Raw genomic sequence first — 26,652 nt, 5'->3', positions numbered from 1 at the left:
TCTATACCGTCCTATTATTAGAAACATATTTATGTTTTTTAATAAAAACAAGGAGATGGTAGATGAGTATCTATGCCTTAAAACCCAAATTTCAGAATTTACTTCGGCCTTTAGTTAGGCAATTAGCGGCAAAAGGCGTAACGGCAAATCAAGTTACGCTAATTGCCTGCTTACTTTCTATTTTACTCGGTGTGGTTCTCGCACTATTTCCGACATTTTCTTCTCTTTTCTTCCTTATCCCTATTTGGTTGTTTTTGCGTATGGCGTTGAATGCCATTGATGGCATGCTCGCACGTGAATTTAATCAAAAAAGTCGATTAGGGGGTTATCTTAATGAAATTACTGATGTCGTCTCTGATGCAGCACTTTACCTTCCTTTTGCTTTTGTCGTGCCTTTTGATGGTATTCAAATCTCAAGTATTATTTGGCTTGCCGCGTTGAGTGAGTTATGTGGCATTTTAGGGCAAGTTCAAGGCAAAACGCGTCGTTATGATGGCCCAATGGGTAAAAGTGATCGTGCGTTCGTATTTGGTGTACTCGGTTTACTCTATGCGGTGAATGGTAGCTTGCATTCATTTTTCTGGTGGGTAGCCAATATCGTCATTATCTTGCTTATTGTGACTTGTATTAAGCGAGTAAAAAATGGTTTAGCCGAAGTGACGGAATAATAGGAGCAAATATGTTTGCGAGATTAATCGATTTTTTATTGTGCCGTTTTGCTTCTTTTATTACAGGCGTTCGACCACAACCCGCAATTGCAGAACAATCTTCAGAAGGGCATCGTGTCTATTTTGCCAATCATAATAGTCATGGGGATTTTATCTTACTTTGGATTTCGTTGCCTTATGAAGTAAGAAAACAAACTCGCCCTGTTGCAGGCAAAGATTATTGGACGAAAGGCGCAATTCGTCGCTTTTTAGCCTATAAAGTGTTCAATATGTTATTGATTGAACGTAATAGCCAAGATCCAAAAGCTGCCATACGACAAATGAGTGAAGCATTAGTCAATGACTCCCTGATTATTTTTCCTGAAGGAACTCGTAAGATGGATGATGATTTGCCACTTCAACCATTTAAAAGCGGATTGTTTTATTTAGCAAAAGAAAATCCTGATTGTGAGTTTGTGCCCGTTTGGATTAGTAATATGAATAATGTTTTACCAAAAGGCTTTATTTTACCGATCCCATTGTTATGTGATCTTTATGTGGGCGAGCCATTAAAGATTGGGACAGATGAAACTAAAGAGGTGTTTCTGACTCGTGCTCAATCGGCATTATTAAGTTTAAACGTCAGTGAAAAAGGCAAATCTTAGGAGCAAATGATGACAGAAATATGGCAACTCTTCGGTGGTTTATTTATCGCCTTAATTTTTGCTTCCTCGGTGGGATATATTTTAAAACGCAGATCGGGTGTGGATACACCGAATAGCGTTATTGATAACCTGAATGCTCGTATCAATGCTTGGTGGGTGATGATTGGGATTATCTTTATTGCGAGCTTATTGGGTTTTTATGGCGTGATTGTGCTCTTTTTGATTATTTCATTTATGGGATTGCGTGAGTTTCTTTCTCTATTGAATATTCGTCGAGGCGATCATCTTGCACTCGCAGCCTGTTTTTATGTGATCTTGCCATTGCAATATTTTTTAGTCGCCATTGATTGGTTTAGTATGTTTACTATCTTCATTCCCGTATATGGCTTCTTATTTTTACCTATTCTTTCAGCATTACTGGGTGACCCTGCGAATTTCTTAGATCGTTCTACGAAAATTCAGTGGGCATTGATGATTAGTGTATTCTGTATTTCACATATTCCGGCTTTACTGACACTTGATATCTCAGGTTATGAAGGAAAAAATCTTTTATTAATGATCTTCTTAATCTTGGTAGTACAGTCTAGCGATGTGTTGCAATACGTTTGGGGTAAACTCTTCGGCAAACATAAAATTGCGCCAACCTTGTCTCCATCCAAAACAGTAGAAGGCTTTGTTGGTGGTGTATTAAGCGCAAGTTTATTAGGTATGTTACTTCATTGGATGACACCGTTTAATGCATGGCAGGCGTTTTTAATGAGTATGTTAATTTGCCTGATGGGATTCTTAGGTGGACTCGTGATGTCAGCAATGAAACGCAGTATGGGTGTGAAAGACTGGGGGAATATGATCAGTGGCCATGGTGGTATTTTAGATCGTATGGATTCGCTTTGTTTCTCTGCACCAATTTTCTTCCATGTGGTGCGCTATTTCTGGGCGTAGTTGTAAATCATGAAATAAAAAAAGAGCGGTTAATTAACCGCTCTTTTTTATTATTGACGATAAGTTTCTAAGAATCGTGCCAATTTACCAATGGCTTCTTCTAATTGGCCAGTATAAGGAAGTGTCACTACACGGAAGTGATCTGGTGAATGCCAGTTAAACCCTTTACCATGCACGAGAAGTACTTTCTCTTTACGTAATAAATCGAGCACAAATTTTTCATCACTATGAATGTTGAATTTTTTGATGTCGAGTTTCGGGAACATATACATTGCCCCCATTGGTTTTACGCAGCTAACACCAGGGATTTGAGTGAGCAACTCGTAGGCTTTATTACGTTGTTCAAGTAAACGACCGCCAGGTTGAATAAATTCATTAATGCTTTGATAGCCACCTAATGCCGTTTGAATGGCGTGCTGCATTGGTACGTTTGCACATAAACGCATAGACGCCAGCATATCCAAGCCTTCAATATAGCCTTTAGCATGTTGTTTCGGCCCATTTAAAATCATCCAACCTTGACGGAAACCCGCAACACGATACGCTTTTGATAAACCATTGAATGTAATGGTTAATACATCTGGTGCAAGAGCAGCAATATGATGGTGGATAGCACCGTCGTAGAGAATCTTGTCATAAATTTCATCAGCAAAAATAATCAGATTATTTTCACGTGCAACTTGGATAATTTCTTCGAGTAACTCTTTGCTATAAACCGCACCTGTCGGGTTGTTCGGGTTGATTACTACGATAGCTTTGGTTTTGGCATTGACTTTCGCGCGAATATCATCAATAGCAGGGAACCAACCCGCTTCTTCATCACATAAATAATGTACTGCTTTTCCGCCCGCTAACGTCACAGCCGCGGTCCATAATGGATAGTCAGGCATTGGGACCAATACTTCATCACCATCATTGAGAAGTGCTTGCATGGACATGGTAATCAATTCAGATACACCATTTCCGATGTACACATCGTTTACTGTCGCATCATGAATACCTTTCGATTGATAGTATTGCACGATAGCCTTACGTGCCGAATATAACCCTTTGGAATCGCAATAACCTTGTGCAGAGGGTAGGTTGCGGATAACATCAACTAAAATTTCATCAGGTGCTTCAAAACCAAATGGGGCAGGGTTGCCGATATTCAGTTTTAAAATTTTATTGCCTTCTTCTTCTAGGCGTAAAGCTTCTTTGTGAACCGGTCCACGAATATCGTAGCAAACGTGTTCTAATTTGTCTGATTTCGGAAAAGATCTCATTAATAACATCCTATGATAATTAGATTTTCATTCAAAAATTACGTCTAATTTACGCTTAAATTCTTATCTTGAAAAGATTTAATAAAAAAATTTTTTGAATGTATTAAAGTGCGGTAGAATATGGGCTAATTTTTTGTGTGTTTTATTATTTTTCATGGGCCCTTTAGAACAAGCTAAATCTGAGCTAATTCGCCAGTTTGAAACCTTGGTGACAACTGATCAGCAATCCGCTATTGCACGTCTTCAGACGAAGATGAAATTGGGTGTTGATCTTTTGGCATGGATGAAGGGGCAACTTGTTTATCCACAATTTTATTTACGTTTTCGTGATGAAGATAAAACCGTCGCAGCGGTGGGGAAAGTGCGGTCATTTTCAGATGTGAATTTGGCACAGCAATTTATCCAAGAACACGATTTCCCTTTAGTCGGTGGTTTACAGTTTCAAGGTGAAAGCCAGTTTATTTTGCCTCAAGTTTTAATTGAACAACAACATGGCGAGACTGAGATTTCAGTTTTTGTTGAAACAAATGAGCTTAATCTGGCAAAAGCGGTATTGAATTCATTCGAAAAAACGACCGCACTTTTACCACTTAATCAATTAACCATCGAAAGCATGGTGCCAAAAGCAAACCAAGAAACGTGGTGCGATTGGGTCAATCAAGCACTCAGTCGAATTCGACAAGGGGAATTAACCAAGCTTGTTTTGGCGAATGAAACCGTGTTTGGTCTTCAGGGTGAGTTAAACGGAAAAGATTTTCTTGCAGCAAGCCAAGCAAAAAATAGTGGTTGTTACCATTTTTTATGGGCAGATAATGCTGAACACTGTTTTGTAGGTTCGACGCCTGAACGCTTATTCGCACGAGATGATCGTCAGTTATTTACGGAGGCGCTTGCGGGCACAGCACCTGTTAGTGATAATCCAAGTGAAAATGATGAACGTGCGAATTGGTTATTAAATGATGAAAAAAACCTCAATGAAAACTGGTTGGTGGTTGAAGATATTTCACAAAATATCAGTCACTTAGTGGAACAAATTACCGTTGATGATGTCGCATTAAAGTCATTACGCAAAGTGCAGCATTTGATTCGAAAAATGCAAGCAAAATTGACCGCACTTTGTACGGATGCCGATTTACTGAAGGCGATTCATCCAACGGCAGCAGTATCAGGTTTACCACAGCAACAAGCGAAGAAAGCTTTGGCTGAAATAGAAACTTTTGATCGTCGTTGGTATGCTGGAACATTAGGTGTGATGAGTCAACATCTCTCAGAATTTTGTGTCACCATTCGTTCGGCTTTTATTGAAGAAAACCAAGTACGTGTATTTGCTGGCGCGGGGATTGTGGAAGGCTCACAACCTGTAGAAGAGTGGTTAGAAATTGAACGTAAAGCGGCAGGGCTGATTTCCCTGTTTGCAGAGAATAACGGAGAATAAGAAGAATGTCTGTAAGCGTATTTAATCGTTGTTGGTCAAAGGTGATCTTAGAAACCTTGGTTCGCCAAGGCGTGAGTCACTTTTGTATTGCGCCAGGTTCACGCTCAACACCTTTAACGCTAGAAGCTGTGCGTTTACAAAATGCTTCTCGTGCAACGTGCCATAGTCACTTTGATGAACGTGGTTTAGGCTTTTTTGCGTTGGGGATTGCAAAATCTACTCAAGCGCCTGTTGCCGTGATTGTCACCTCGGGTACTGCAGCAGCAAATTTATATCCTGCGATTATTGAAGCTCGTCAAACAGGCGTGAATTTAATTATTCTTACCGCTGATCGCCCACCTGAATTATGGGAGTGTGGGGCGAATCAAGCTATCGTGCAACAAAATATGTTTGCCGATTACCCAGTGGCAAGTGTCAATCTACCGAAACCTCAGGCAGATTATGCGGCAAAATGGTTAATTTCTACGTTAGAACAAGCTTGCTATAAACAAAAACAACAACCAGGCGTGGTGCATATCAATGTGCCTTTTGCAGAGCCACTTTATAATGCGCAAGAACAAGAAATTGACAGTCATCCTTGGTTAATGCCAATTCAACGTTGGTTAAGTCAGCCTAAAAATTGGGTCGATCATCAACCATTACAGCAAGAAGTGTTAATGCACGAGAATTGGGATACTTGGCGTACAAAACGTGGTGTGATTGTGGCAGGACAATTGACACCTGAACAAGCGATGGGCATTAACTCATGGGCAAATACCATGGGCTGGATTTTGCTTACGGATATTCAATCAGGTGTAGAACCTCTCATGCCTTATGCAGATATTTGGCTAGCAAACCAAACGGTGAAGCAAAAATTACTTCAAGCTGATATCGTGATTCAATTTGGTTCTCGTTTTATCAGTAAACGGATTAACCAATTCTTAGCGGAATTCCAAGGCGAATTTTGGGTGGTGGAGCAAAGTCAAAATGCAGTTGATCCAAACCACCATACGCAAACTCGCTTTAACGCCAAAGCTCATCATTGGTTGCGTGCACACCCGCCATTGCGTCAAAAGCCTTGGTTGCTCGAACCTCTGGCACTTTCAAAATTCTGTGCAACCTTTATCGAACAACAAGTCGGTGGCAATCTTAATGAAGCCTCATTAGCACATCATATTGAGCGTGTTTTACCTTACAACGGTATTTTGTTCTTAGGAAACAGTCTTTTTGTGCGTTTGGTTGATGCGTTAACCAAATTACCTGAAGGGTATCCGATTTATACCAACCGTGGTGCAAGTGGAATTGATGGCTTATTAGCCACGGCTGCAGGTATCGGTATCGGTGCCGATCAACCTGTGGTGGCCATGATTGGCGATACGTCTGCGCTTTATGATTTGAACTCTTTAGCCTTATTTAAGAATGTCACTCAACCAACTATTATTTTTGTGATCAACAATAATGGTGGCGCAATCTTTGATATGTTGCCAGTGGATGAAGAGGTGAAAGAGCAGTTCTATCGCTTGCCACATAATGGTGATTTCTCTCAAGTCGCCGCAATGTTTGGTTTAAAATATGCTTTACCTTACACTTGGGCAGATTTAAGCTCCGTGTTAAAACAAGCTTATACTCGCCGCCGTGCGACATTAATTGAAATCAAAACAAATCCAAGTGATGGCAGCGCAACCTATAAGCGCTTGATTGAACAAATCAGCCACGCGGTGATTGGTGAATAATTTTTTTCCCCTCTTATATAGAGGGGATTTCTTTATATGGCATTATTATGATGAATCTTGTTTTTCTCCATGGCTTATTAGGTACGAAATCAGATTGGCAAAAAGTCATCGAAAATCTACCGCACTTTCGTTGTCTCTCTCTCGATTTACCGTTTCACGGTGAGAATAAAGCTGTTGCCGTTGAAGATTTTGAGCAAACCGCTCAGTGCCTTGAAGAACAAATTCAACATCTCATAAAAAATGAGCCTTATATTTTAATCGGTTATTCACTTGGTGGACGAGTCGCACAATATTATGCACTGCACGCGAAAGTGAAAATAGGGCATTTAAAGGCAGTCATTTTAGAAGGGGCGAATTTAGGTTTACAATCTGAACAAGAAAAACAAAGCCGTCTAGTCAATGACAACATGTGGGCTGAGCGTTTTTTCCATGAAAAGCCTGAAACCGTGCTCGAAGATTGGTATCAACAACCTGTTTTTTCTCATTTAAATGAACAGCAACGTAAGGCATTAATTGAAAAGCGAAAAGCCAATTGTGGGGCAAATATTGGTCATATGTTATTAGCCACTAGTCTTGCTAAACAGCCTGATTTTCGCGAGAAAGTGCGGTCAAGTTTGCTGCTATTTTTTTATTTTTGTGGTGAACGAGATCAGAAGTTTCGTCAAATGGCAGAGAATAATCAACTTGATTTAACGCTTATTCCTGACGCTGGTCATAATGCACATTTAGAAAATCCGACATATTTTGCTGAAAAAATCGAAAATATCGTATTAAAAATTGCTCAACCTTAAGGGAAATGCTAGGATTTAGCCCTTTCATTTTATTTGACTCTTAAGGAAGCAAAATGTCCTCACAACTTCGTAATGATCCACTTAAGGTTGCTTTAGCCTCTATGGTGGGTACCGCAATTGAATTCTTCGATTATTATATCTATGCCGCTGCGGCAGTATTAGTTTTTAACACGCAATTCTTCCATAGTGGCGATCCGCTTTCAGATGATTTGCTTTCTCTTTCGACATTAGCCTTAGCGTTCTTTGCTCGTCCAATTGGCTCAGCTTTATTTGGGCACTTTGGTGACAAGATTGGTCGTAAGAAAACCTTGGTCGCCTCTTTGGTTTTAATGGGCGGATCGACGGTCGTTATCGGTTTATTGCCGACTTATTCTCAAATTGGTATTTGGGCACCGATTTTGTTATGTATTTGCCGAGTCGGTCAGGGTATTGGTCTTGGTGGTGAATGGGGCGGCGCTGCTTTAGTGGCAACAGAAAATGCGCCAGAAGGAAAACGTGCTTGGTATGGTACATTCCCTCAATTAGGTGCGCCAATAGGTTTATTTGTGGCTAATGCGACCTTCTTCTTAGTGAGCTATTTCTGGGGGCAACAAGCCCTTGTTGAGTGGGCATGGCGTATCCCGTTTGTTTCTTCTTTAGCCTTAGTTTTAGTTGGGTTGTATGTTCGTTTAACTTTACATGAGAGCCATGTCTTCGTTGAAGCGGAAGAAAAAGGGAAAAAATTAAAAGCACCAGTGAGTGTGGTATTCACTAAACACTTTAAACCAATGGTGATTGGTACATTTATCATGGTGGCAACCTATTCCTTGTTCTATATTATGACCGCCTTTGCTCAAGCGTATTCTCGTACACCGGCAACCCTTTCAGAAGCGGGCTATCCTATGGGGTTAGGCATTCCTGCCAATACCTTCACGGGATTACTTTTAATGAGTGCGATTGTTTTTGCGATTTTTATTAGTATTTCAGGTCTTTATGCAGATAAAATCGGTCGTCGCAAATGGTTAATTTGGACAACAGTCAGCATTTTAATTTTTGCATTATGTATGCCATTATTCCTTGGAAATGGTACACCGGCTTCTGTATTTGCTTTCTTAGTAATTGGTATGGCATTAATGGGCATGACATTTGGCCCAATGGCGGCGTTATTACCTGAATTATTCCCAACGGAAGTACGCTATTCTGGCGCTTCTTTAGCCTACAATATTGCATCCATTATCGGGGCAACCATTGCGGCAATGATTTCATTAAAAATCAATGCGCTCTATGGCTTAATGGGCGTGGGGATTTATTTAGCCATTAATGCATTCTTAACCTTGTTAGCATTATTAGCCTCAAAAGAAACGAAAAACGTCGATTTAACGCAAATCTAGTGACAAATTGATAATGAAAAAGCTGATGTGAATAACATCAGCTTTTTTATTTATTGAAAGGAAGTAATAAAAAAGAGCGTATTGCTACGCTCTCAGATTATAAAAGTGCGGTTAAAAAACAGTATGTTTTTATGAAAAGAATTAATCTTCACCCCATACTTCTTTAGCAATTTCTTCAACGTAACGGACTTTTGCCCATTGTTGCGCTTCCGTCATGATATTCCCTTCTTCTGTTGACGCAAAACCACATTGTGGGCTTAAGCAAAGCTGTTCAAGTGGAACATATTGAGTCGCTTCTTCAATGCGTGCTTTAATAGCCGTTTTATCTTCTAATTCAGGGAATTTTGAACTGATTAAGCCTAATACCACGCGGCCTTTGTGTGGGTTATTGGCAAAGTGTTTTAATGGCTCAAACCCACCAGAACGTTCGTCATCATATTCAAGGAAATAGCCATCGTATTGGGTTTGACCGAATAACGCATCCGCAATAGGATCGTATGCGCCGGTTAATAAATAGGTTGAACGGAAATTGCCACGACAAACATGCGTTGTGATAACCATATCTGCTGGTTTAGCGGCTAATACAACTTGAATATTTTCAAGGGCTTGCGCTTTATCTGCTTCAAATTCTGGTTTTAAGTGATTATTACAGAGTGAACCCCAATACACATCATCAAATTGTAAATAACGGCAACCCGCATCGTAGAAAGCTTTGATCGCATCTTTATAAGCTTGTTGAACATCTTTGGCAAATTCTGCACGCGTCGCATAAACTCCTGTATCCCATTGAATTGGATACATTAATTGATTCGGACTTGGAATGGTATATTTTACGATGCCACGATCCCCAACAATGTCTTTTAATTTTTTGAAATGTTCGATAAATGGATGGTTTGGATTCCAAGATACTTTACCGCAGCAGCGAGTATTGTAAGGTTTGGTTTCCACACCATTAAATTTATAACCATGTTCAGGGTGATAACCTTCGATGCCATTTAAGTTTTCTAAGAAATCAATATGCCAAAATGCACGGCGATATTCTCCATCCGTGATGACTTGAATACCTGCATCTAACTGAGCTTGTACTAATTTTGCAATTTCTTGATCTTCAACTTCTGTTAATTGTTCACGCGAAAGTTCACCTGCTGCAAATTTTGCACGGGCTTCTTTTAAAGGTTGAGAACGCAAGTATGAGCCCACAGTATCAGCGTGAAAGGGAAGTGTTTTTGATGTCATGTTTATATCCTTCTTTTCATTTTAGTATGATGATTTTAACGTAAGGATATTTCATGATCAAAGTAATGATTTTTCCATTCATGATGAAAATAATTAATGCAGAGAAAGATTAGCTTTCAGCAATCCCCATCGCACAAACTGCTGCAGAACTCCATGCCCATTGGAAATTGTAGCCGCCTAACCAGCCGACAACATCCAGCACCTCACCGATAAAATAGAGACCTTTAATCTTTGTGGCTTCCATAGTTTTGGATGAAATCTCATGAGTATCAACGCCACCCATTGTGACTTCAGCCGTTCGATAGCCTTCAGTGCCATTAGGAATGAATTGCCAATTGTGGATTAAATTCTCTAAATTTTCTAACCGCACTTTACTTAAGTTTGCAATCACTTCATCTTGAATCAGACCTTGTTCTAACCAAAGTTCGACTAATTTTTTCGGCAATAAACGACTTAATACGGTTTTAAGCTGCAATTTCGGCGAAGATTGACGCATCTCATCTAGGTGATGACGAATATCGTTATAAGGTAATAAATCTAAATGAATGCTCTCACCCGGTTGCCAATAATTGGATATTTGTAAAATAGCAGGGCCTGATAAACCACGATGGGTGAATAACATTTGATGAGTAAAGGTTTTGTGCTGATTCGTTGCAGCCACATCTAATGAAACGCCAGAGAGTGCCGAGTAGAATTTGTCACTTTCTCGCCATGTGAATGGCACAAGGCTTGCACGCGGAGGAATCACATTTAATCCAAACTGTTCTGCAATTTGATAGCCAAAAGGCGAGGCGCCCAAGCCAGGCATGGAGAGCCCGCCTGTAGCGATAATCAAATTCTGGCATTGCCATTCAACCGCATTTACCTTTAATTTAAACCGCACTTTAGGGTTGTTTTCAACCGATTCAACATCACTCACTTCGCTGCGTAGTTGAATGTGAACACCGTATTTGTCACATTCTGCTCCGAGCATCTTCACAATATTTTCTGCACCGTTATCACAAAATAACTGACCTAATTCTTTTTCGTGGTAAGGAATGCCATACTCAGCGACTAAAGCAATAAAATCCCATTGTGTATAACGTTTTAAGGCGGATTTGACGAAGTGTTTGTTCTGGCTGATATAACGGCCAGACGTAATTTCCATATTGGTGAAATTACAGAATCCACCGCCAGACATTAAAATTTTTCGGCCAATTTTCTTACCATTATCAAAAATAGTGGCTTGTTTGCCCAGTTTGCCTAACTGGGCGGCACAAAATAAGCCGGCGGCACCGGCTCCAATAATGATATTTTCTGAATAGCGACTCATAATTTATTGTGATGCTTGCCCTTTTTCAAAATAGTCTATCATTTTGATTCGTTGGATGACAGTTCGGCGATCCACGACAGAATTGCCAGAATCCAATAATTGCTGCCAATAGGCTTTGGATTGTTCTGGTTGATGATTTTTAAAGGCTTCAGTCGCTAATAAGGTGAGAACTGAAATTTCATTTTTATCCTGTTTTAAGGCTTCATCCATTATTTGTTGGATTTCAGGCGTGATAGTTTGGCCCGCTTGATAATAAAGTGCGGTCGCTTTTAAGCCTAAAATAGCGGGTGTTGTCCCAGAGATTTTTTCTGCATTCCCGTAGGCAATCAGTGCATGATCAAATTCATCATTTTGCACATAGGCTTCACCTAGTTGAATCCAAAGGTCAGGGTTATTCACATCAGCTCGAATTTTGTTTTGAATTTTGAGTACCACATCTTCTTTTTGATGCACCATTGGCGTATCCGTTTTTTTATTGGCGAGCTCAATCATCTCTTTTTCGCCTTGTTGAACTCGCTCAAAACGATCAAGGGAGAAGTAATAACTTAAAGGAAGAATCAATAAGATTGCAAAGACCCAAATGGCGGATTTGGTTTCAAATTTGACCGCACTTTTTTCTTCTTTAGGGGCAGTATGAGGTTGATTTTCGAGTTGTTTTGGTTCGCCTTCTGATTTTTTAGTAGAAAATAAAATTAATGCAAAAGCACCAATTAATAACAAAATAGGCAATAGCCAGAGTAGTGCGGTATTCCATTGGAAAGGTGGCTTATAGTTCACGAAATTACCGAAACGAGCTGTCATCGTGTCGATAATTTGCTGATTTGTTTTTCCTTCATCCACCATTTTATAGACTTCAATGCGTAAGTCATAAGCAATCGGTGAATTAGACTCAACTAAGTTTTGATTCTGACATTGTGGGCAGCGTAAGGATTTTGCCAGTTCAACAGCACGAGTACGATCGGCTTGGTTTTTAAACGCATAGGTATCCACCATTTCTGCGTGAGCAAAAAGGGCGAAAGTCAGTAAAAGTGCGGTCAGAAATCGGGTTAATTTTTTCATTTTACTTTTTAGTTAATTCATCAAGTTTTGGTTTGATCTCAGTGAGCCACGTTTCGCGATCCATATAACCGGAATGGCGATAACGGATCATGCCGTGCTCATCGACAACATAGGTTTCTGGTGCGCCATCTACGCCCAATTGCATCGCAAATTCACCACGGCTATCGTCAATAGTGAGTATGAACGGATTGCCCATACGTTCGAGCATCGCAATGCCATTTTGAGGTTTGTCACGATAGTCGATTCCAACAATGGGCACTTCTTTTGAAATTTCCATCAAAAGAGGGTGTTCTTGTTGGCAATAGCCACACCAACTTCCCCACACGTTGAGTAGGAAAGGTTTCTTTGGAAAATCTCTCGGGCTGACAATTTGACTCGGTTCAAGTAAATTCGCTTGATAGAATTCCGGCACAGGCTTATCAATGAGTGCTGAGGCAATTTGTTTTGGATCTTTGTGTAAGCCAACAAAAAGCAGTAAGCAAATGCTCAATAACAAAATCAGTGGTAAAAACAAAATAAACTTTTTATTCATCACGTTTTCTCTTCAAATTGATGGCTGAACATAATGCGCCAAGTGCCATTAAAATGCCCCCGAGCCATAACCAGCGAATAAGCGGTTTGTAATGTAAGCGGAATGTGAATTCACCTTTGCCTAAGTTATCGCCCATAACAATGTATAAATCGCCCCAAAAGCCTGCATCTAAGCCCACTTCACTCATGGTCATGGTGCGAACATCATAATAACGGCGCTCCGGTACAATTTCTGCGTAAGGTTTGCCTTGTTCTGACACACTAAAGAAAGCGACTTCGGCGGTAAAGTTGGGACCTATTTCATTGGAAAAACGATCGTAGTGGAATTCAAATTGGCCTAATTGTTGGCTTTGTTGTGGCGCAAGTCTAACACCTAATTCACTGCCAAAGTAACTACTCATCACGGCGCCCATCGTGGCAATCGCCACACCGCAGTGTGCAAGAATCATCCCAAAATAGGCAAGTCTTACTTTTGCCCAATTTTGCCATAAGGTGACGAATAATACCCAGATAGCAAGGGTGAGTAATACATAAGCAAAGAAATGGAAACGTAATGCGCCATCATTTTGCAGCGCATTCCAAATCATGCCATAAGCAATTACTGCAGCGGGAATAAGTAATAACAGACGTTTGATAAAGCGTTTTTTGTCTGATTTAAACCAGTTTAAGCAAAGTGTAGCCGCCATCGAAAAAAGCACTAACGTGAGTAATGGCAAGAAAATACTATTAAAGTAAGGCGCCCCCACAGAAATACTGCCCCAATTCATGGCCTGGAACAGCATTGGATAGAAAGTGCCTAAGAATGTGCTGACGGTTGCCACGGTCAATACGATATTTAAGCCTAAAATTGCCCCTGTTTTAGAAATAAGCGGAAATTTGACCGCTCTTTCATTGGTATTTGTGCGTAGGGCAAATAAACTGAGTGAGCCGACAGTCAATAAGAAGAAAATCAGTAATAGCACATAACCACGGGAGCTATCTAAAGCAAAAGCATGAACAGAGGTTAATGCACCTGAACGGACAATAAATGTGCCTAATACACTGAATGCAAAAGCGAGTAGAGAAAAGAGTATTGTCCAGTAGCTAAACATGCCTTGTTTTTCAGTCACCATCAAGCTGTGTAGCAGTGCGAGTCCCAATAACCATGGCATAAGTGAGGCGTTTTCTACTGGGTCCCAGAACCACCAGCCGCCCCAGCCTAATTCATAATATGCCCACCAGGCACCGAGTACGATCCCTAAGGTTAAGAATAACCAAGAAACGAGCACCCAAGCTCGCATAGCACGAGCGATTGCTTGTGCAGAACGATTAAAGATTAAGGCAGAAATGGACATGGCAAAGTTAACGGCAAAGCCCACATAACCCACATATAACAGTGGTGGATGGAAAATTAAGCCAATATCTTGCAGCATTGGATTAAGATCTCGCCCTTCTGCAGGGGCAGGAAATGTACGTCCAAATGGGTTGGAGTAGAACAAAATGAAAATAGCAAACCCAAGACAAATTAAGCCGAGTAAAGACAGAGTTTGCGCAGAAAAAGTGCGGTCATTTTTGCGAGAGAAAAAGGCAAAAGCCACCAACCAAAGACTTAATGTGAAAAGCCAAAATAAAATGGAGCCTTCATGTCCGCCCCAAGTAGCGGCGACTTTGAAAAATGTCGGTAGTTGAGAATTGGAGTGCGCTGCCACGTATTCCAATGTGAAATCATCGGTCGCAAAAGAGTAGGCGAGAATACCGATGGAAACGCTTGTAAAAATACCGAAGCAATAACTTAATCCCCAAGCTGTATTGGTTAGAGTAGGTTTATTTCGCCAAATACCAATTTGCGGCACGATGGAAAGTAAGAGCGCCGCAGTGGTGGCGAAGAGTAATGAGAGAAATCCGAGTTCGGGAAGCATAGTATTCTTCAGTATTAAAGGTTGTATTTTACAAAATGAGGTTGATTTTAAGCATGAAAAACATACGTAAAATTAACCGCACTTTAGTCTTCTAAATAAACAAAAGGCGTATTGTATACGCCTTTTGATTAAATAAGAAATTTATCCTTACGCAACGGTAAGTTGTCCTGCATACAAGATGAAGTAACGTAAGCAGAGAACCCCGATTAAGTCGAAGATTGACACAAGGATAATAAAGTTCTTGTTGTATTTTAAACTGTCTTTTGCTGCAAGGTTCGCAAGTAGAGGAATGATGATACCAATTAAGAATACCCCAATCCAGAACACTGCACCCCAGAAGCCGGAAAGTGCATTGTGTAATGCAACGACTTTCTGACCACCACCGAAGTGTAGACCAACAAAGAAACAGATTAATAAACCAAGTTCAGTTACCATAATTGGCACTTCAAATTTGTGAATGAAGTGTGATTCATGGCTATCACCTTTTAATTTACCTGCAATGAGGATAAATAAGAAGGTTGCAGCGATACCTGAAGAGGTACCTGAAGCCAAGAATAACGCTGGTAGAACAGGGTTATTTAACATTGGGTAACTGATCAATGCTGAAAGTAAGAAACCGGTATAAGCCCCTAGCACAGCGGCTAAAATGAAGAGAATGACTTCTACAGGACCAGTTAAACGTTCTAATACATTGATAATTTTACCGACAAAGCCAAGTTTTGGCATAAAACGTTGGATGAGCGCCATGATATCTTCTTTGAAGATAACCGCACACCAACATACCAAGAACAGCATATAAACTTGGAATAACATTACCCCCATAGACATTACAGAGTTGAATTGATAGTTAAACATCAATTTCCAGAATGTCCAAGGACGTGCCAAGTGGAAAATTAACAGGGTTAAACCAATTAATGTTGGCACAGAACCTAAAACGGCGGCTGCTCGGATAATCCAGTTTTTGCTAGGATTTTCTAATTTGTTACTGCGTTTATAAGCAATCGCTAATTGTACCGCACCGGAAGAAATACCAAGTAAGAACAAATAGATAGCGATTGTTGAATCCCACACCAAATTAGGTGTGTGAAACGGAACAGGATAATCTAATGTCATCTTCTTGGCTCCCCGTGTTGGAATGGAATATGGTAAAGATTTGGTTGAGTACCTAATTCCACTTTCGTGCGATAAACCGGTTTTTCTTTCACTTTGCGGGAAACTGCACTGCTTGGATCATTCATATCACCAAAGGTTAATGCTTTGGTTGGGCAAGCTTCTACACAAGCAGGTTGTTTGCCAGCTGCTAAGTTTGTATCGCGACAGAAGTTACATTTATCCGCAGTACGGTGTACTGGGTGAATGAAACGTACGCGGTAAGGACAAACTGCAATACAGTATTGGCAACCTACACAAAGATCTTTATGCACATCTACGATACCTGTTTCAGGATCAATAAATGATGCACCGGTCGGACAAACTGCCACGCAAGGGGCGTTTGTACAGTGTTGGCAAGATTGACGGAAAAACTCGTATTCTTGATTTGGGAATTCGCCGTAAGGTTCACTACGGAGAATTTCCAAACGTGAAACGCCTTCAGGAACGTGGTTTGTTTCACGACAAGCATCCATACAAGCGGTACAGCCGATACAAGCTGTTTCGTCGTGTACCATTGCATAGCGTTTCGGTTTATCCGCCTTTTCCTCTTTCGCTAAAGAGGTAACTGATGTCCCCGTCATAAGGATTAATGCCCCCATGCCGGAAACAAAGTTTCGGCGTGAACAAGCTGTCATTATTTATCCTTTTGTTCGGTTGATTGCGTTTGTGATTGTGCGTCTTTTGCCGCTTTGCGTTTTTGTTGTTCGCCGTGGCAATCTACACAAAGTTTCACACGATTTTTCGGTTGAATACCTTTCATCGCATCATCTTTCGGGTGTAATGTGTGGCAGCTTGCACAAGGCAATTTCATTGCGTGAACATCGTGCGCCCAAAGTTTTTCACGAAGTTTTGCAGGTTGGTGACAAGCAAAACAAACTTGGTTTTGTTCTTGCGCGGTATACATTGGTTTTTTATCACCAAAGATATCGCCATCAAAACGCATCACATCTTTTGCACCACGACGGTGATCTTCCGAAATATTACCGTGACAGTTTACACAGTTAATCGGTTTACCGGTGTTAGGGCTTTTTTGATTTAAGTGTGTGCCGTGGAATTTACCAAAGTGTAATTCACCACCAGATTGATCTAAAGTTTGGTTTTTATCAACTTGGTCAAATTTGTGACATTTCGCACAATATTGGTTTGGATCTCGTTGGTTATCCAATTGTGGCTCATAAGTGATTTGAGAGGCCGGTGTTTTTGCCATCTCTTCCGCACTTGCAGCCATTGGCATTGCCGCAAGCATTGCAAGCAATGCAAGGGATTTAGCCGATTTGCTGATTAAAGAAGTTAAATTCATTCTGATTACCTCAAATATATGGTTAAAAATGACCGCACTTCGACACTTTAGTTACAAAGTGCGGTTCTTTTTTTATTGTTTTGTTGCGGTATCTTCAGCTAATTTGCCATTGGCTTTCGCTTCTTTTACCCATTGAGGTACAACAGTTTCTAAGAATTCTTTTTTCGCTTTACGTTCTTTCTCGATATCAATACCCATTACTTTCCATGCTTTATCAGCTGTAGAAATATCTGGTACTTCAACCGGAGTTTTCACGCCATGTTTAGTTAAGATTGCTGCAAGTTTAGCACGTGCATCCGCTGCTTTGTCGATACCAGAACCTAATACGCGAAGCATTACATCCGGTGCGTGCATGTGACCACCGTGGCTTGCTGCTGCGTAGTCCCAACGCCATTGAGCGTGACGGATATCCATTAAAGCAGGTTCCATTTCTTCTTTAGTTGCACCAGCATCCCATGCTGCTTTCGCTTCAAAGTGAGCACGAACAACTTGATCTTCTAAACGACCCATTACATCTTTCACTTCTTTTTTACGTGAAGCAACGATGTCTTTAAGTTTTTCTTTGCTTTGATCGTGACAGTTTGCACATGTGGTATCAAATGCATCGAATGGGTTTTGGATTTGGTGGTCGGTGTAAACTTTACCATCTTTACCTTGTACTTTAGGCATGTGACAGTCGATACAAGTTACGCCGTTTTTACCGTGCATACCTAAAGACCAAATTTCAAAGTCAGGGTGTTGCGCTTTTAACATTGGTGCTTTAGAAAGCGAGTGAGTCCAGTCACTGAAGCCGATATCATCGTAGTATTTTTCGATGTCATCAACAGTTTGACCGTTGTTCCACGGGAAGGTTACTTGTTTTAAGTCGCCTGCGAAGTAGTATTCAACGTGACAGTTTGCACAGATTTCAGCACGTTTTTCAGTGCGAGCAGCTGTGTTAAAGCTTAAGTTAGCTTGTTCTTTACCTTCAGCTTTTGCTTTTGCTTGAAGTGCATTATTTAAGTGATCTAATGCACGAAGAACGTGTGGACGAGCAATACGTAATGCAGGTTTGCCTTCAGCAAAGTCTTTAGAGGTCGTATCGTGACAGTCAGCACAACCGATCGAGTTGACAATTTCTGGTCCACCTTTAGCCCATTTGGCACCAAAGTAACCATCTTCACCCCATTCTGCAATTAAACGAGGAACGTCTGGACCTTTACAAGTCCAACATGCCATTGGTTGTGGGCCATCATTTGCATTTTTGGGCGCACCAGTACGTAAAATATTACGTACATCTTCTACTGCATAAACGTGACCACGAGGTGCGTTATATTCTTTTGCAAAAGAATAGCCGCCCCATAACACGATTAAACGAGGATCTTGTTCGTCGGCGTAGATAATTTTGTCACCTTTTTCAGTCGCTTTCCACGAATTGAATTGGCTAGGATATTTCTCAGCAAATTTTTCATTCACTGCTTCGATTTTTAAATTAGGGTTTGGTGCTTCCACAGGTTGGTCAACAGGCTTATATACCATTTCAGCCATCGCTGAGTTGTATACACCTAAAGCTGCGAAAGAAGTCGCCAAAACGAGGCTTTTTCTCAATGCGTTCACGATAATCACTCCATTAGGAAAGAATAAAAAAACAATTTAAAATGCGAACAATTCCTATTAAGCTTTTGAATTCACTCATAAAAATGGCTCAACGCAAGCATAAGATACCAAAAAGTAGTAGTTTTTATACGGTTTTTTTTCAAAAATTTGAGGTTGATCAAACTTTAAAATAAAAATACTCACAAAGGGGTATATTGAGTGTTGGGGAAGTGGTAGAGGAAGATATCCAGAAAGAGGAAAAAGTGCGGTCGATTTTCATCGTGTTTTTTACTTGTTTGAGAGAGGTTAAACCCTTGTGATTAGCCCATCCTGACTACTTTTTTAATGTTCGGTTTTTACGCAAACGTTAAAATGTAAATTTTTTGTAAAAAACAGTGTAAAAAGCAAACATTTACTTGATCTTATGCTTCGCTCCTATATACTCCAAGAACTTTATTATTTACTTGCTTAGTTTGCATTATTTTAGCTTCGCAACAACTTATTGGCCTATTTGTTTGGGAGAACCTTTTTATGAACAAAGTATTTAAGATTATTTGGAACAAAACGACACAATCTTTTGTCGTGACATCAGAATTAGCGAAAGGGGCAGTAAAAGCCTCTTCAAACTCAGAACAACGTGTAACAAGCGAAACACGTTTATCTTCTCTTTTTAAACTTTCAGCATTTGCACTTTCTTTATCTGCAGTGATGATGCCGGCGCAAGCGAACGTGATTGTGGGGGGATGGAAGCAATGCGCCTACAAATGTACATCCTTTTAGTATTGCGGTTGGGAACAGTGCCACATCAGCAAGCGGTGGAAGTACTACCGCTATTGGTTATGGCGTAAATGGTCGTTATGACAATAGTGTGCTGATTGGTGATGGCACAGGAAATTATGGTGGAACAACGGGTAGTCGTAATATTCTCATCGGTCAAAATGCTCAAGTTGGTGATAGCACTTCTGTTGTACGAGTAAACCAGTCTATTGCTATTGGAGCTGGTATTAGAGCTGATAAAGCAGCTACATTTGGTGGTAATTCTATTACTGAGGGTGCATGGGCTCGAGGCGATCAATCAATTGCGATTGGCGGTAATGTTATTTCTTATGGTAATGCATCGGTTGCGATTGGTGGGGATGATACTGATAAAGCAGCGGCTACACAAACGACTTATATCAATACTAATGGCCAAGATAAAACGGGAACGGTTCAACAAGCATTTAAAGATTTAACTGGAGGGGATCTTCAAACTCCCCGTTGGATGAATACGATTGCTGGTGAGGCTGCTGTATCATTAGGAACAAAAACAAAATCTGGGGATCTTTCATTAGCATTAGGTTCATTGGCTGCAGCGCAAAAAACGAATGCTGTCGCTGTTGGTACAGGAGCTAATGCAACTTTTGCAAACTCTGTTGCGATTGGTGGCGGTTCTGCGACGGATAAAGCGGGGGTTGCCTATACTACTCGTACTATTTTAGGGACAACTTATACTTGGGCTGGTGGTGCTGATACTATCGCGGGGGACGTTGTTTCCATTGGTAAAAAAGGCTATGAACGTCAACTCATCAACTTATCACCAGGTGATATTTCTGCAAACTCGACTGATGCAATCAATGGTTCTCAGCTTTATGCTGCGATGGCAGAAATTGAAAAAATTCGTTATTTCTCGGTTAAATCCAATGTAACCGGTAACCAGAATAATACGGGGGCCTCAGGTGTTGACTCTATTGCGATTGGTCCAAATGCGAGTACTTCACCAATATCTGCAGGCTCTATTACGATGGGCTTAAATGCGAGAAGTCTTAATGAGAAAAACATTGCTATTGGGGTAGATGCATATTCAAGTGCTGCTGGCGGTGTTTCATTAGGTAATGGTGCTCAAACTACAAATAATAATTCTACGGCAATAGGTTCTTCTGCAAAAGCGAAAGAAGCTAATGCAACAGCTGTGGGGATGAATGCAACTGCATTAGGTAATCAATCTACGGCGATTGGTTCCAATGCTAATGTAGCTGATGGAGCAAGAGAATCAGTTGCTATCGGTAATAATGCGAGTACAGCAAAAAGTTATAGTTTTGCAGCGGGTCCAAATGCAAAAACAGCAGAGCAATTAAGCGTTGCAATTGGTTTTAATGCCAATGCAACAGGCCTTCATGCTGTAGCTATTGGACCTAATGCAACAACTGGGATAAATGCTTGGAGTACCATTGCAATTGGTAATAATGCTAATGCAACATTAAGACACGGTGTGGCAATTGGTGATAATGCGACTACAAAGGGTGATTTAGCTATAGCTATGGGTACAAATAGTACATCACAATACCAATCTGTCTCATTAGGTGCTGAATCTGCTGCGAATGGTGGTAGCTCGATTGCTTTAGGTGCATCATCTAACGCAACTGTGGGAGGCTCTGTTGCATTAGGTAACAGCACTGTAGCTGGTTCAAATATGTTTGATGCTACATCTTCAGGAGCAACATTTAAAAATGATGCGGGTGTCAATACGACTGTTTCATTTGCTGCAAATTCTTCAGCAATTGGTGGTGCAGTTTCTGTAGGTAAAGCAGGCAATGAGCGCCAAATCCAGAATGTTGCAGCGGGTCGTATCTCAGCGACTTCAACCGATGCAATTAACGGTTCACAACTTTATACCGTATTAAATAACAGTGGCTTTAATGTCCAAGAAAATGGCAACGCTAAATCACGTATCAATAATAATGGTGTAGTGAACTTCAAAGATGGAAACTTAACTACTGCGAATGTGACTGATACCGAAAATGGCACAATTGTGAAATTTGATGTGAATACAACAAATATTACGACTAATACGACGACAGGTAATGCAACAGCTACAAATCCTAATAACATTGCTACGGCAGGCGATGTCACTGACGCAATTAATAAAGTGCGTAACATGCCAATTACTTTCACGGGTAATACCGGAAGTGCGGTCAAAAAATTAGGTGAATCTTTAGGCATTGTAGGTGATGGTACCGATATTACAAGTACAGCCGATGCAAACAATGTGACATTTACGTTAAATAAATCAACAGCCGTTACAGCAGGGGATAATAAGGCTGTAACCAGTGGGGCAGTTGATACAGCCATTAAAGCCATCAACTTGACTACAGCAGGTAATACAGGGGCTGGCGCGGTTAATCTCGCAACACAATCTTTAAATATCACAGGTTCAAATGGTTTAACGACAGTCGCAACTGGCAATGGTATTGAAGTTAAAATTGATGATGCAACTCGTCAGAAAATTGATAGAGAAGTTTCGGCCTCTGTTTCAAATGGTTCAGCTGCAGTTTCTGTTACAACTAACGGCACGACTAAAAATGCGGATGGCGTAGACGTAACAGATTATGCTGTCGATCTTTCTCAAGCAACAAAAGATGATATTCAAAAAGGTGTTGATGCGAATACTACCGTTAACACTAAAGGTTTAACGTTTACAGGTGATACTAAAGAGTCTGATGTTAAGAAATTAGGTGATAAAGTCGCAATTACTGGTGATGATAATATTACCACTGAAGCGAATCCTAATGGTGTTCAAGTTAAGTTAAACAAAGATCTTAAAGTTGATAGCGTCAAGGCAGGTGATACAACCATTAATAACGATGGTTTAACTGTTAACGGTGGACCAAGTGTAACCAAATCAGGTATTAATGCAGGTGACAAAAAAATCACAGGTGTTGCAGCAGGTACCGATGACACTGATGCAGTGAATGTTTCACAATTGAAAGAAGTGAAAGAGATTGCTAACAAAGGTTGGAATCTATCAGTAAATACCGGTGAAAATAAATCTAATATTGCACCAGATGCGACAGTCGATTTAAGAAGTGCTAATGACAACATTCAAATCACTAAAGATGGCAATAATGTAACATTTAAGTTAAATGACACGATTAATGTGACTAATGTTAATGCTACAGGTAATGTAACAGCAGGTGATACAACCATTAATAACGATGGTTTGACGATTACTGGTGGCCCAAGTGTGACTAAATCAGGTATTGATGCTGCAGGTAACAAAATTAGCAACGTGGCAGACGGTAATGTAGCACCGGATAGCAAAGAGGCTGTAAACGGTAGTCAATTATATTCATTAGGCGATACAATCAATAAGAAAATTGATGGTATGGGCTTTAATTTAACGACGAATGGTACTGAGACACCGGCTCTTTCCGAGGCAGATAAACGTATTACTAGCAATGAAACATTTGCAATTAACCAAGGTAAAAATATTCAAGTAACCCAGATTGCAAATGGCTATGAAATTGCTACAGCGAATAACATGACACTAGGCGAAAAAGCAGAGGATGGGAAACCAGGTACTGATGGCTCGTTAGATGTTAAAGGTAAAGATGGTTCTGCTGTTTCAATCAATGGAAAAGATGGCTCAATCGGTCTAGCGGGTAAAGATGGTGCAAACCCACTTACGATTAAGACCGCAGAGGGACCTGCTGGTGTAGATGGTGACGATGCAACTAAGAAACCTCGTTTAAATGTAAACGGTGAAAGTGTTGCTACTTTGGATGATGGCTTGAAGTTTACAGGTAATAATGAAAGTACGGTAAACAAACATAAACTGAATACCTTAGTGAAAATTAAAGGTGAAGGTGTAACAGAAGCACAATCAGCAGACTTTAAATCAGCAGCAGGTAATATCAATGTTAAGGCAGACGGTGCAAGTACATTAGAAGTTCAGTTAGCGAAAGACTTAAAAGGTTTAAATAGCGCTGAATTTAGAAATGCTACAGGTGATGTAACAAAGATCACGCCAGCAGGTGTTGCAGTCAATAAAGCAGATAACTTGAATGAAGATGGTTCAGTTAAAGATCCAAATAAAACTGTATCAATCTCTAATACTGGTGTGAATGCAGGTGGTAACAAAGTCACTAATGTAGCAGATGGTGATCTGAATGCAGATAGCAAAGATGCAATAAACGGTAGCCAACTTTATAAGGCTGTAGCGACCACTAATTTAACACCTAATTCAACAGGAAAAATTGATGCACCTGTAGATCCTGTAGATGGAGCTAAATTGGTGAATGCAACTACTGTTGCAAAAGCAATCAATAATTCTGGTTGGAAGGTCACTGTGAATAAAGACGGTGGTGAAGCTGAAGGTGAAACTGAAACTGGTCAAAAGGTAAGCCCAGGTGATACCGTGACTTATATTGCTGGACAAAATATCAAAATTAAGCAAGCTGGTATGAATTTTACCATTTCAACCACAAAAGATTTGAAAGCTGAAAATGTCACCGCGAAAACAGTTAATACCACCACTATCAACCTTGGCGAAGGTGCTAATTCAACGCCAATTACAGTAGTAAGTGGTAAAGATGCAGCGCCGAATCTTGATGGTAAAACACCAAATCGTATGAACTTTGGTGGTGAAACTATCGCAACATTAAGCGATGGCTTAAAATTTGGCGCAAACGTAGGCGATGTTTACGGTGCGAAATTAAATAGCCAAATCAATGTGAAAGGCGCAGATAGCAACACAAACTGGAGTGAGTTTGATGGTGGCGATAATGTGATGACAAACATTGATAAGAGCGGTAATGTTCGTGTAGGTATCAAGAAAAACCTTAAAGTGGAAAGCGTAACAGCGAATAAATTCACTACGGGTGATACGGTGATTGATGGCAATGGCGTCACCATTAAAAATGGTCCAAGCATGACGAAAAATGGTATTGATGCAGGTAATAAACAAATTACCAATGTTGCACCAGGACGCATTGCAGCAGACAGTACTGATGCGGTAAATGGTAGTCAATTACACGAAGTAAAAGCTGATATGAATAACAAGATCACTAAGTTAAGCGGTCAAGTGAATAAGTTAGGTAAACGTGTAAATGCGGGGACTGCAAGTGCGTTAGCGGCATCTCAATTACCACAGGCAAGTATTCCAGGTAAGAACATGGTATCTGTGGCAGCGGGTAATTACCAAGGTCAAAATGCCGTGGCATTAGGTGTGTCGCGTATTTCAGATAATGGTAAAATCATTATTCGTTTAGCCGGTACTAGCGATACTCAAGGTAAAGTGGGTGTAGCAGTTGGTGCAGGTTACCACTGGTAATTAATCGTAAATAAACAAAAGGCATGGGATTCCATGCCTTTTTTATTGGCAAAAGTGCGGTCGATTTTCATCCTGTTTTTCGTATAATAGAAAGAACTTAACTCGGAGAAGAATATGATTATCGGACCTTATATTAATGCACTGGCGATTATCAGTGGTGCAGTCATTGGCTCGGTGCTCGGTGGACGAATCCCAGAACGTTTACGCACAAATCTAACCTTGATCTTTGGTTTGTGCTCTATGGGCATGGGTATTGTGATGGTGGCGAAAACCATCAATATGCCAGCAATGATTTTATCGGTGTTATTGGGCACGATTATTGGCGAGTTGCTTTTATTAGAGCACGGGATCAATAAGCTTGCCTCATCAGCGAAAGGTCTTGTTGAAAAGATGTTCCCTGATAAACCAAGTAGCATGCATAGCCAAGAAGAGTTCTTATCTAAATTTGTTGCGATTGTGGTTTTGTTTTCATTTAGTGGAACGGGGATTTTCGGGGCGATGAATGAGGGGATGAGTGGTAATTTTGATATCCTCATTGTGAAATCTTTTTTAGATTTTTTCACTGCGATGATCTTTGCCACATCACTCGGCATTTCTGTAGCAAGTATTTTTGTGCCACAAACATTGGTTCAAGTGATCTTAGCTTATTCTGCGGTATTTATTATTCCTTTTGTGACACCTGAAATGCGAGGTGATTTTGCTGCCGTAGGCGGTATGCTAATGATAGCTGCGGGCTTTCGCATTTGTAATATCCAAATGTTCCATGTGGCGAATATGCTGCCAGCTCTTTTCCTCGCTATGCCGATTTCTCATTTCTGGAGTGCCTTTTTCTAAAAAATAGGCGTGTATCACGCCTATTTCTTTTTCTGACAATGAGGGCAATAAAAGCTATTGCGTTGCCCAATAATCATGCTTTCAATCTTAGTGCCGCATTTAGGACAAGGTTTATCTTTATTTCCGTAAACTAACAATTCCTGCGCAAAATAACCGGGGCGACCATCAGGTTGTAAGAAATCTTTTAATGTTGTTCCACCTTGTGTAATGGCTTTTGCTAATACGTTTTTAATCGTTTCAACGAGCAAGGCACATTGGTTTCGCGTGAGGTTTTCGGCTAATTTCATGGGGTGTAAACCACATAAAAAGAGCGTTTCATTGGCATAAATATTTCCTATACCCACGACGATAGCATTATCCATTAAAAAGGTTTTAAGTGCGGTCGATTTTTTGCGTGATTTTTTAAAAAGGTATTCGGCATTAAATTCATCTGAAAGTGGTTCAGGGCCAAGTTTTAGGAAAAGATGAAAGTCGTCTAAGCATTCAGTCCATAGCCATGCACCAAAGCGTCTCGGATCGTTATAACGCAGTAATTTGCCATTATTCATCACAATATCAAGGTGATCGTGTTTATCAATGGGGCTGTCATGAGGCACAATTCGAACGGAGCCAGACATGCCTAAATGACCAATGATATAACCTTTTTCAGTATGAATAATGAGATATTTCGCACGACGAGAAGTATCCAAAATCTTGACATTTTTGAGCGTTGTTAATTCAGGAGAAACCACCCAACGTAATTGGAGTTGGCGCACTACAATTTTTTCAATGGTAAAACCTTTCAAATAAGGGCTGACACCACGCAGGGCTGTTTCGACTTCAGGAAGTTCAGGCATAGAT

The 26,652-nt window shown here is 40.4% G+C and carries 21 protein-coding genes; 10 read left to right on the top strand and 11 right to left on the bottom strand.

The genetic code is table 11. The annotated features are described in order from the left end of the window. Positions 1-62 precede the first annotated feature (62 nt). The 3 genes from O3746_RS02990 to O3746_RS02980 are packed head-to-tail and all read left to right on the top strand — an operon-like array spanning position 63 to position 2,254. Positions 63-668: a CDP-alcohol phosphatidyltransferase family protein gene (locus O3746_RS02990; protein ID WP_371447781.1), complete on the top strand. Its 606-nt coding sequence runs from the start codon at positions 63-65 to the stop codon at positions 666-668. Positions 669-679: 11 nt separating this feature from the next. After that, positions 680-1,312 carry a lysophospholipid acyltransferase family protein gene (locus O3746_RS02985; protein WP_294789635.1) on the top strand — a complete coding sequence of 211 codons (633 nt, stop codon included), beginning with the start codon at positions 680-682 and terminating at the stop codon, positions 1,310-1,312. Between the two features lie 9 nt (positions 1,313-1,321). Then, positions 1,322-2,254 (top strand): phosphatidate cytidylyltransferase, encoded by a 933-nt coding sequence (locus O3746_RS02980; protein ID WP_371447870.1) that lies wholly within the window; start codon positions 1,322-1,324, stop codon positions 2,252-2,254. A 50-nt stretch (positions 2,255-2,304) separates the two neighbouring features. Here O3746_RS02980 and O3746_RS02975 read toward each other — a convergent pair whose 3' ends face one another. Then, a complete protein-coding gene (locus tag O3746_RS02975) occupies positions 2,305-3,519 on the bottom strand; it encodes a pyridoxal phosphate-dependent aminotransferase (protein ID WP_371447780.1) in 1,215 nt (404 codons plus the stop codon). Positions 3,520-3,673: 154 nt separating this feature from the next. Here O3746_RS02975 and O3746_RS02970 point away from each other — a divergent pair, with 154 nt between their 5' ends. From O3746_RS02970 to O3746_RS02955, 4 genes are read left to right on the top strand one after another with little or no spacing between them, the layout of a single operon-like run. Further along, positions 3,674-4,954, top strand: a complete 1,281-nt coding sequence (locus O3746_RS02970) for an isochorismate synthase MenF (protein ID WP_049367227.1) — start codon at positions 3,674-3,676, stop codon at positions 4,952-4,954. Positions 4,955-4,959: 5 nt separating this feature from the next. Next, on the top strand, positions 4,960-6,666 hold the full coding sequence (gene menD, locus O3746_RS02965) for a 2-succinyl-5-enolpyruvyl-6-hydroxy-3-cyclohexene-1-carboxylic-acid synthase (protein WP_049384513.1): 1,707 nt from the start codon (positions 4,960-4,962) through the stop codon (positions 6,664-6,666). Positions 6,667-6,713: 47 nt separating this feature from the next. Further along, positions 6,714-7,457, top strand: a complete 744-nt coding sequence (menH, locus tag O3746_RS02960; RefSeq protein ID WP_049384512.1) for a 2-succinyl-6-hydroxy-2,4-cyclohexadiene-1-carboxylate synthase — start codon at positions 6,714-6,716, stop codon at positions 7,455-7,457. A gap of 53 nt (positions 7,458-7,510) precedes the next feature. Further along, the gene (locus O3746_RS02955; protein ID WP_049363035.1) at positions 7,511-8,827 is read left to right on the top strand and encodes an MFS transporter; all 1,317 of its coding nucleotides are present in this window, start codon (positions 7,511-7,513) and stop codon (positions 8,825-8,827) included. Positions 8,828-8,968: 141 nt separating this feature from the next. On the opposite strand, the gene O3746_RS02950 is transcribed toward O3746_RS02955, so the two are convergent. The 9 genes from O3746_RS02950 to nrfA all read right to left on the bottom strand — a co-directional run bounded on the left by O3746_RS02950 (position 8,969) and on the right by nrfA (position 18,911). After that, positions 8,969-10,063: a 5-methyltetrahydropteroyltriglutamate--homocysteine S-methyltransferase gene (locus O3746_RS02950; protein ID WP_178160919.1), complete on the bottom strand. Its 1,095-nt coding sequence runs from the start codon at positions 10,061-10,063 to the stop codon at positions 8,969-8,971. A 109-nt stretch (positions 10,064-10,172) separates the two neighbouring features. Further along, positions 10,173-11,375 carry an NAD(P)/FAD-dependent oxidoreductase gene (locus O3746_RS02945; RefSeq protein WP_371447779.1) on the bottom strand — a complete coding sequence of 401 codons (1,203 nt, stop codon included), beginning with the start codon at positions 11,373-11,375 and terminating at the stop codon, positions 10,173-10,175. A gap of 3 nt (positions 11,376-11,378) precedes the next feature. Further along, positions 11,379-12,434, bottom strand: coding sequence for a heme lyase NrfEFG subunit NrfF (gene nrfF, locus O3746_RS02940; protein ID WP_371447778.1), 1,056 nt, complete (start codon positions 12,432-12,434; stop codon positions 11,379-11,381). A gap of 1 nt (position 12,435) precedes the next feature. Next, positions 12,436-12,966 carry a DsbE family thiol:disulfide interchange protein gene (locus O3746_RS02935; RefSeq protein WP_178163678.1) on the bottom strand — a complete coding sequence of 177 codons (531 nt, stop codon included), beginning with the start codon at positions 12,964-12,966 and terminating at the stop codon, positions 12,436-12,438. After that, the gene (nrfE, locus tag O3746_RS02930) at positions 12,959-14,863 is read right to left on the bottom strand and encodes a heme lyase NrfEFG subunit NrfE (protein ID WP_371447777.1); all 1,905 of its coding nucleotides are present in this window, start codon (positions 14,861-14,863) and stop codon (positions 12,959-12,961) included. The genes O3746_RS02935 and nrfE overlap by 8 nt, the downstream gene beginning before the upstream one ends. A gap of 147 nt (positions 14,864-15,010) precedes the next feature. After that, on the bottom strand, positions 15,011-15,976 hold the full coding sequence (nrfD, locus tag O3746_RS02925; RefSeq protein ID WP_049364958.1) for a cytochrome c nitrite reductase subunit NrfD: 966 nt from the start codon (positions 15,974-15,976) through the stop codon (positions 15,011-15,013). Further along, a complete protein-coding gene (gene nrfC, locus O3746_RS02920; RefSeq protein ID WP_049376106.1) occupies positions 15,973-16,650 on the bottom strand; it encodes a cytochrome c nitrite reductase Fe-S protein in 678 nt (225 codons plus the stop codon). The genes nrfD and nrfC overlap by 4 nt, the downstream gene beginning before the upstream one ends. Next, entirely contained in the window at positions 16,650-17,315 is a 666-nt protein-coding gene (nrfB, locus tag O3746_RS02915; protein WP_049372863.1) for a cytochrome c nitrite reductase pentaheme subunit, read from the bottom strand. Before nrfB ends, nrfC begins: the two co-directional genes overlap by 1 nt. Before the next feature lie 72 nt (positions 17,316-17,387). Beyond that, entirely contained in the window at positions 17,388-18,911 is a 1,524-nt protein-coding gene (nrfA, locus tag O3746_RS02910) for an ammonia-forming nitrite reductase cytochrome c552 subunit (protein ID WP_178410820.1), read from the bottom strand. 510 nt (positions 18,912-19,421) lie between these two features. On the opposite strand from nrfA, the gene O3746_RS02905 reads away from it, so the two are divergent. The 3 genes from O3746_RS02905 to O3746_RS02895 all read left to right on the top strand — a co-directional run bounded on the left by O3746_RS02905 (position 19,422) and on the right by O3746_RS02895 (position 25,812). Further along, entirely contained in the window at positions 19,422-19,670 is a 249-nt protein-coding gene (locus O3746_RS02905) for an ESPR domain-containing protein (protein ID WP_371447776.1), read from the top strand. Beyond that, positions 19,624-24,978 carry a YadA-like family protein gene (locus O3746_RS02900; protein ID WP_371447775.1) on the top strand — a complete coding sequence of 1,785 codons (5,355 nt, stop codon included), beginning with the start codon at positions 19,624-19,626 and terminating at the stop codon, positions 24,976-24,978. Before O3746_RS02905 ends, O3746_RS02900 begins: the two co-directional genes overlap by 47 nt. Before the next feature lie 114 nt (positions 24,979-25,092). Beyond that, positions 25,093-25,812 (top strand): DUF554 domain-containing protein, encoded by a 720-nt coding sequence (locus O3746_RS02895; RefSeq protein ID WP_371447774.1) that lies wholly within the window; start codon positions 25,093-25,095, stop codon positions 25,810-25,812. 20 nt (positions 25,813-25,832) lie between these two features. Here the strand turns inward: O3746_RS02895 and mutM are convergent, their stop codons facing one another. Continuing rightward, a complete protein-coding gene (gene mutM / locus O3746_RS02890; RefSeq protein ID WP_371447773.1) occupies positions 25,833-26,648 on the bottom strand; it encodes a DNA-formamidopyrimidine glycosylase in 816 nt (271 codons plus the stop codon). Between the last annotated feature and the right edge of the window lie 4 nt (positions 26,649-26,652).

The sequence above is a fragment of the Haemophilus sp. 27098_8_127 genome (assembly GCF_041433495.1).
In the GTDB taxonomy this organism is placed as follows: domain Bacteria; phylum Pseudomonadota; class Gammaproteobacteria; order Enterobacterales; family Pasteurellaceae; genus Haemophilus_D.
This window is presented reverse-complemented; position numbering and strand designations above follow the sequence as displayed.

Excerpts from the sequence above, each read along its gene's own strand:
- O3746_RS02950 (WP_178160919.1), bottom strand. The coding sequence starts at position 10,063 with ATGACATCAAAAACACTTCCCTTTCACGCTGATACTGTGGGCTCATAC.
- O3746_RS02985 (WP_294789635.1), top strand. The coding sequence starts at position 680 with ATGTTTGCGAGATTAATCGATTTTTTATTGTGCCGTTTTGCTTCTTTT.
- O3746_RS02970 (WP_049367227.1), top strand. The coding sequence starts at position 3,674 with ATGGGCCCTTTAGAACAAGCTAAATCTGAGCTAATTCGCCAGTTTGAA.
- O3746_RS02975 (WP_371447780.1), bottom strand. The coding sequence starts at position 3,519 with ATGAGATCTTTTCCGAAATCAGACAAATTAGAACACGTTTGCTACGAT.
- nrfE (WP_371447777.1), bottom strand. The coding sequence starts at position 14,863 with ATGCTTCCCGAACTCGGATTTCTCTCATTACTCTTCGCCACCACTGCG.
- O3746_RS02980 (WP_371447870.1), top strand. The coding sequence starts at position 1,322 with ATGACAGAAATATGGCAACTCTTCGGTGGTTTATTTATCGCCTTAATT.
- nrfF (WP_371447778.1), bottom strand. The coding sequence starts at position 12,434 with ATGAAAAAATTAACCCGATTTCTGACCGCACTTTTACTGACTTTCGCC.
- nrfD (WP_049364958.1), bottom strand. The coding sequence starts at position 15,976 with ATGACATTAGATTATCCTGTTCCGTTTCACACACCTAATTTGGTGTGG.
- O3746_RS02905 (WP_371447776.1), top strand. The coding sequence starts at position 19,422 with ATGAACAAAGTATTTAAGATTATTTGGAACAAAACGACACAATCTTTT.
- nrfC (WP_049376106.1), bottom strand. The coding sequence starts at position 16,650 with ATGACAGCTTGTTCACGCCGAAACTTTGTTTCCGGCATGGGGGCATTA.
- menD (WP_049384513.1), top strand. The coding sequence starts at position 4,960 with ATGTCTGTAAGCGTATTTAATCGTTGTTGGTCAAAGGTGATCTTAGAA.
- mutM (WP_371447773.1), bottom strand. The coding sequence starts at position 26,648 with ATGCCTGAACTTCCTGAAGTCGAAACAGCCCTGCGTGGTGTCAGCCCT.
- O3746_RS02945 (WP_371447779.1), bottom strand. The coding sequence starts at position 11,375 with ATGAGTCGCTATTCAGAAAATATCATTATTGGAGCCGGTGCCGCCGGC.
- nrfB (WP_049372863.1), bottom strand. The coding sequence starts at position 17,315 with ATGAATTTAACTTCTTTAATCAGCAAATCGGCTAAATCCCTTGCATTG.
- menH (WP_049384512.1), top strand. The coding sequence starts at position 6,714 with ATGATGAATCTTGTTTTTCTCCATGGCTTATTAGGTACGAAATCAGAT.
- O3746_RS02955 (WP_049363035.1), top strand. The coding sequence starts at position 7,511 with ATGTCCTCACAACTTCGTAATGATCCACTTAAGGTTGCTTTAGCCTCT.
- O3746_RS02895 (WP_371447774.1), top strand. The coding sequence starts at position 25,093 with ATGATTATCGGACCTTATATTAATGCACTGGCGATTATCAGTGGTGCA.
- O3746_RS02935 (WP_178163678.1), bottom strand. The coding sequence starts at position 12,966 with ATGAATAAAAAGTTTATTTTGTTTTTACCACTGATTTTGTTATTGAGC.
- O3746_RS02990 (WP_371447781.1), top strand. The coding sequence starts at position 63 with ATGAGTATCTATGCCTTAAAACCCAAATTTCAGAATTTACTTCGGCCT.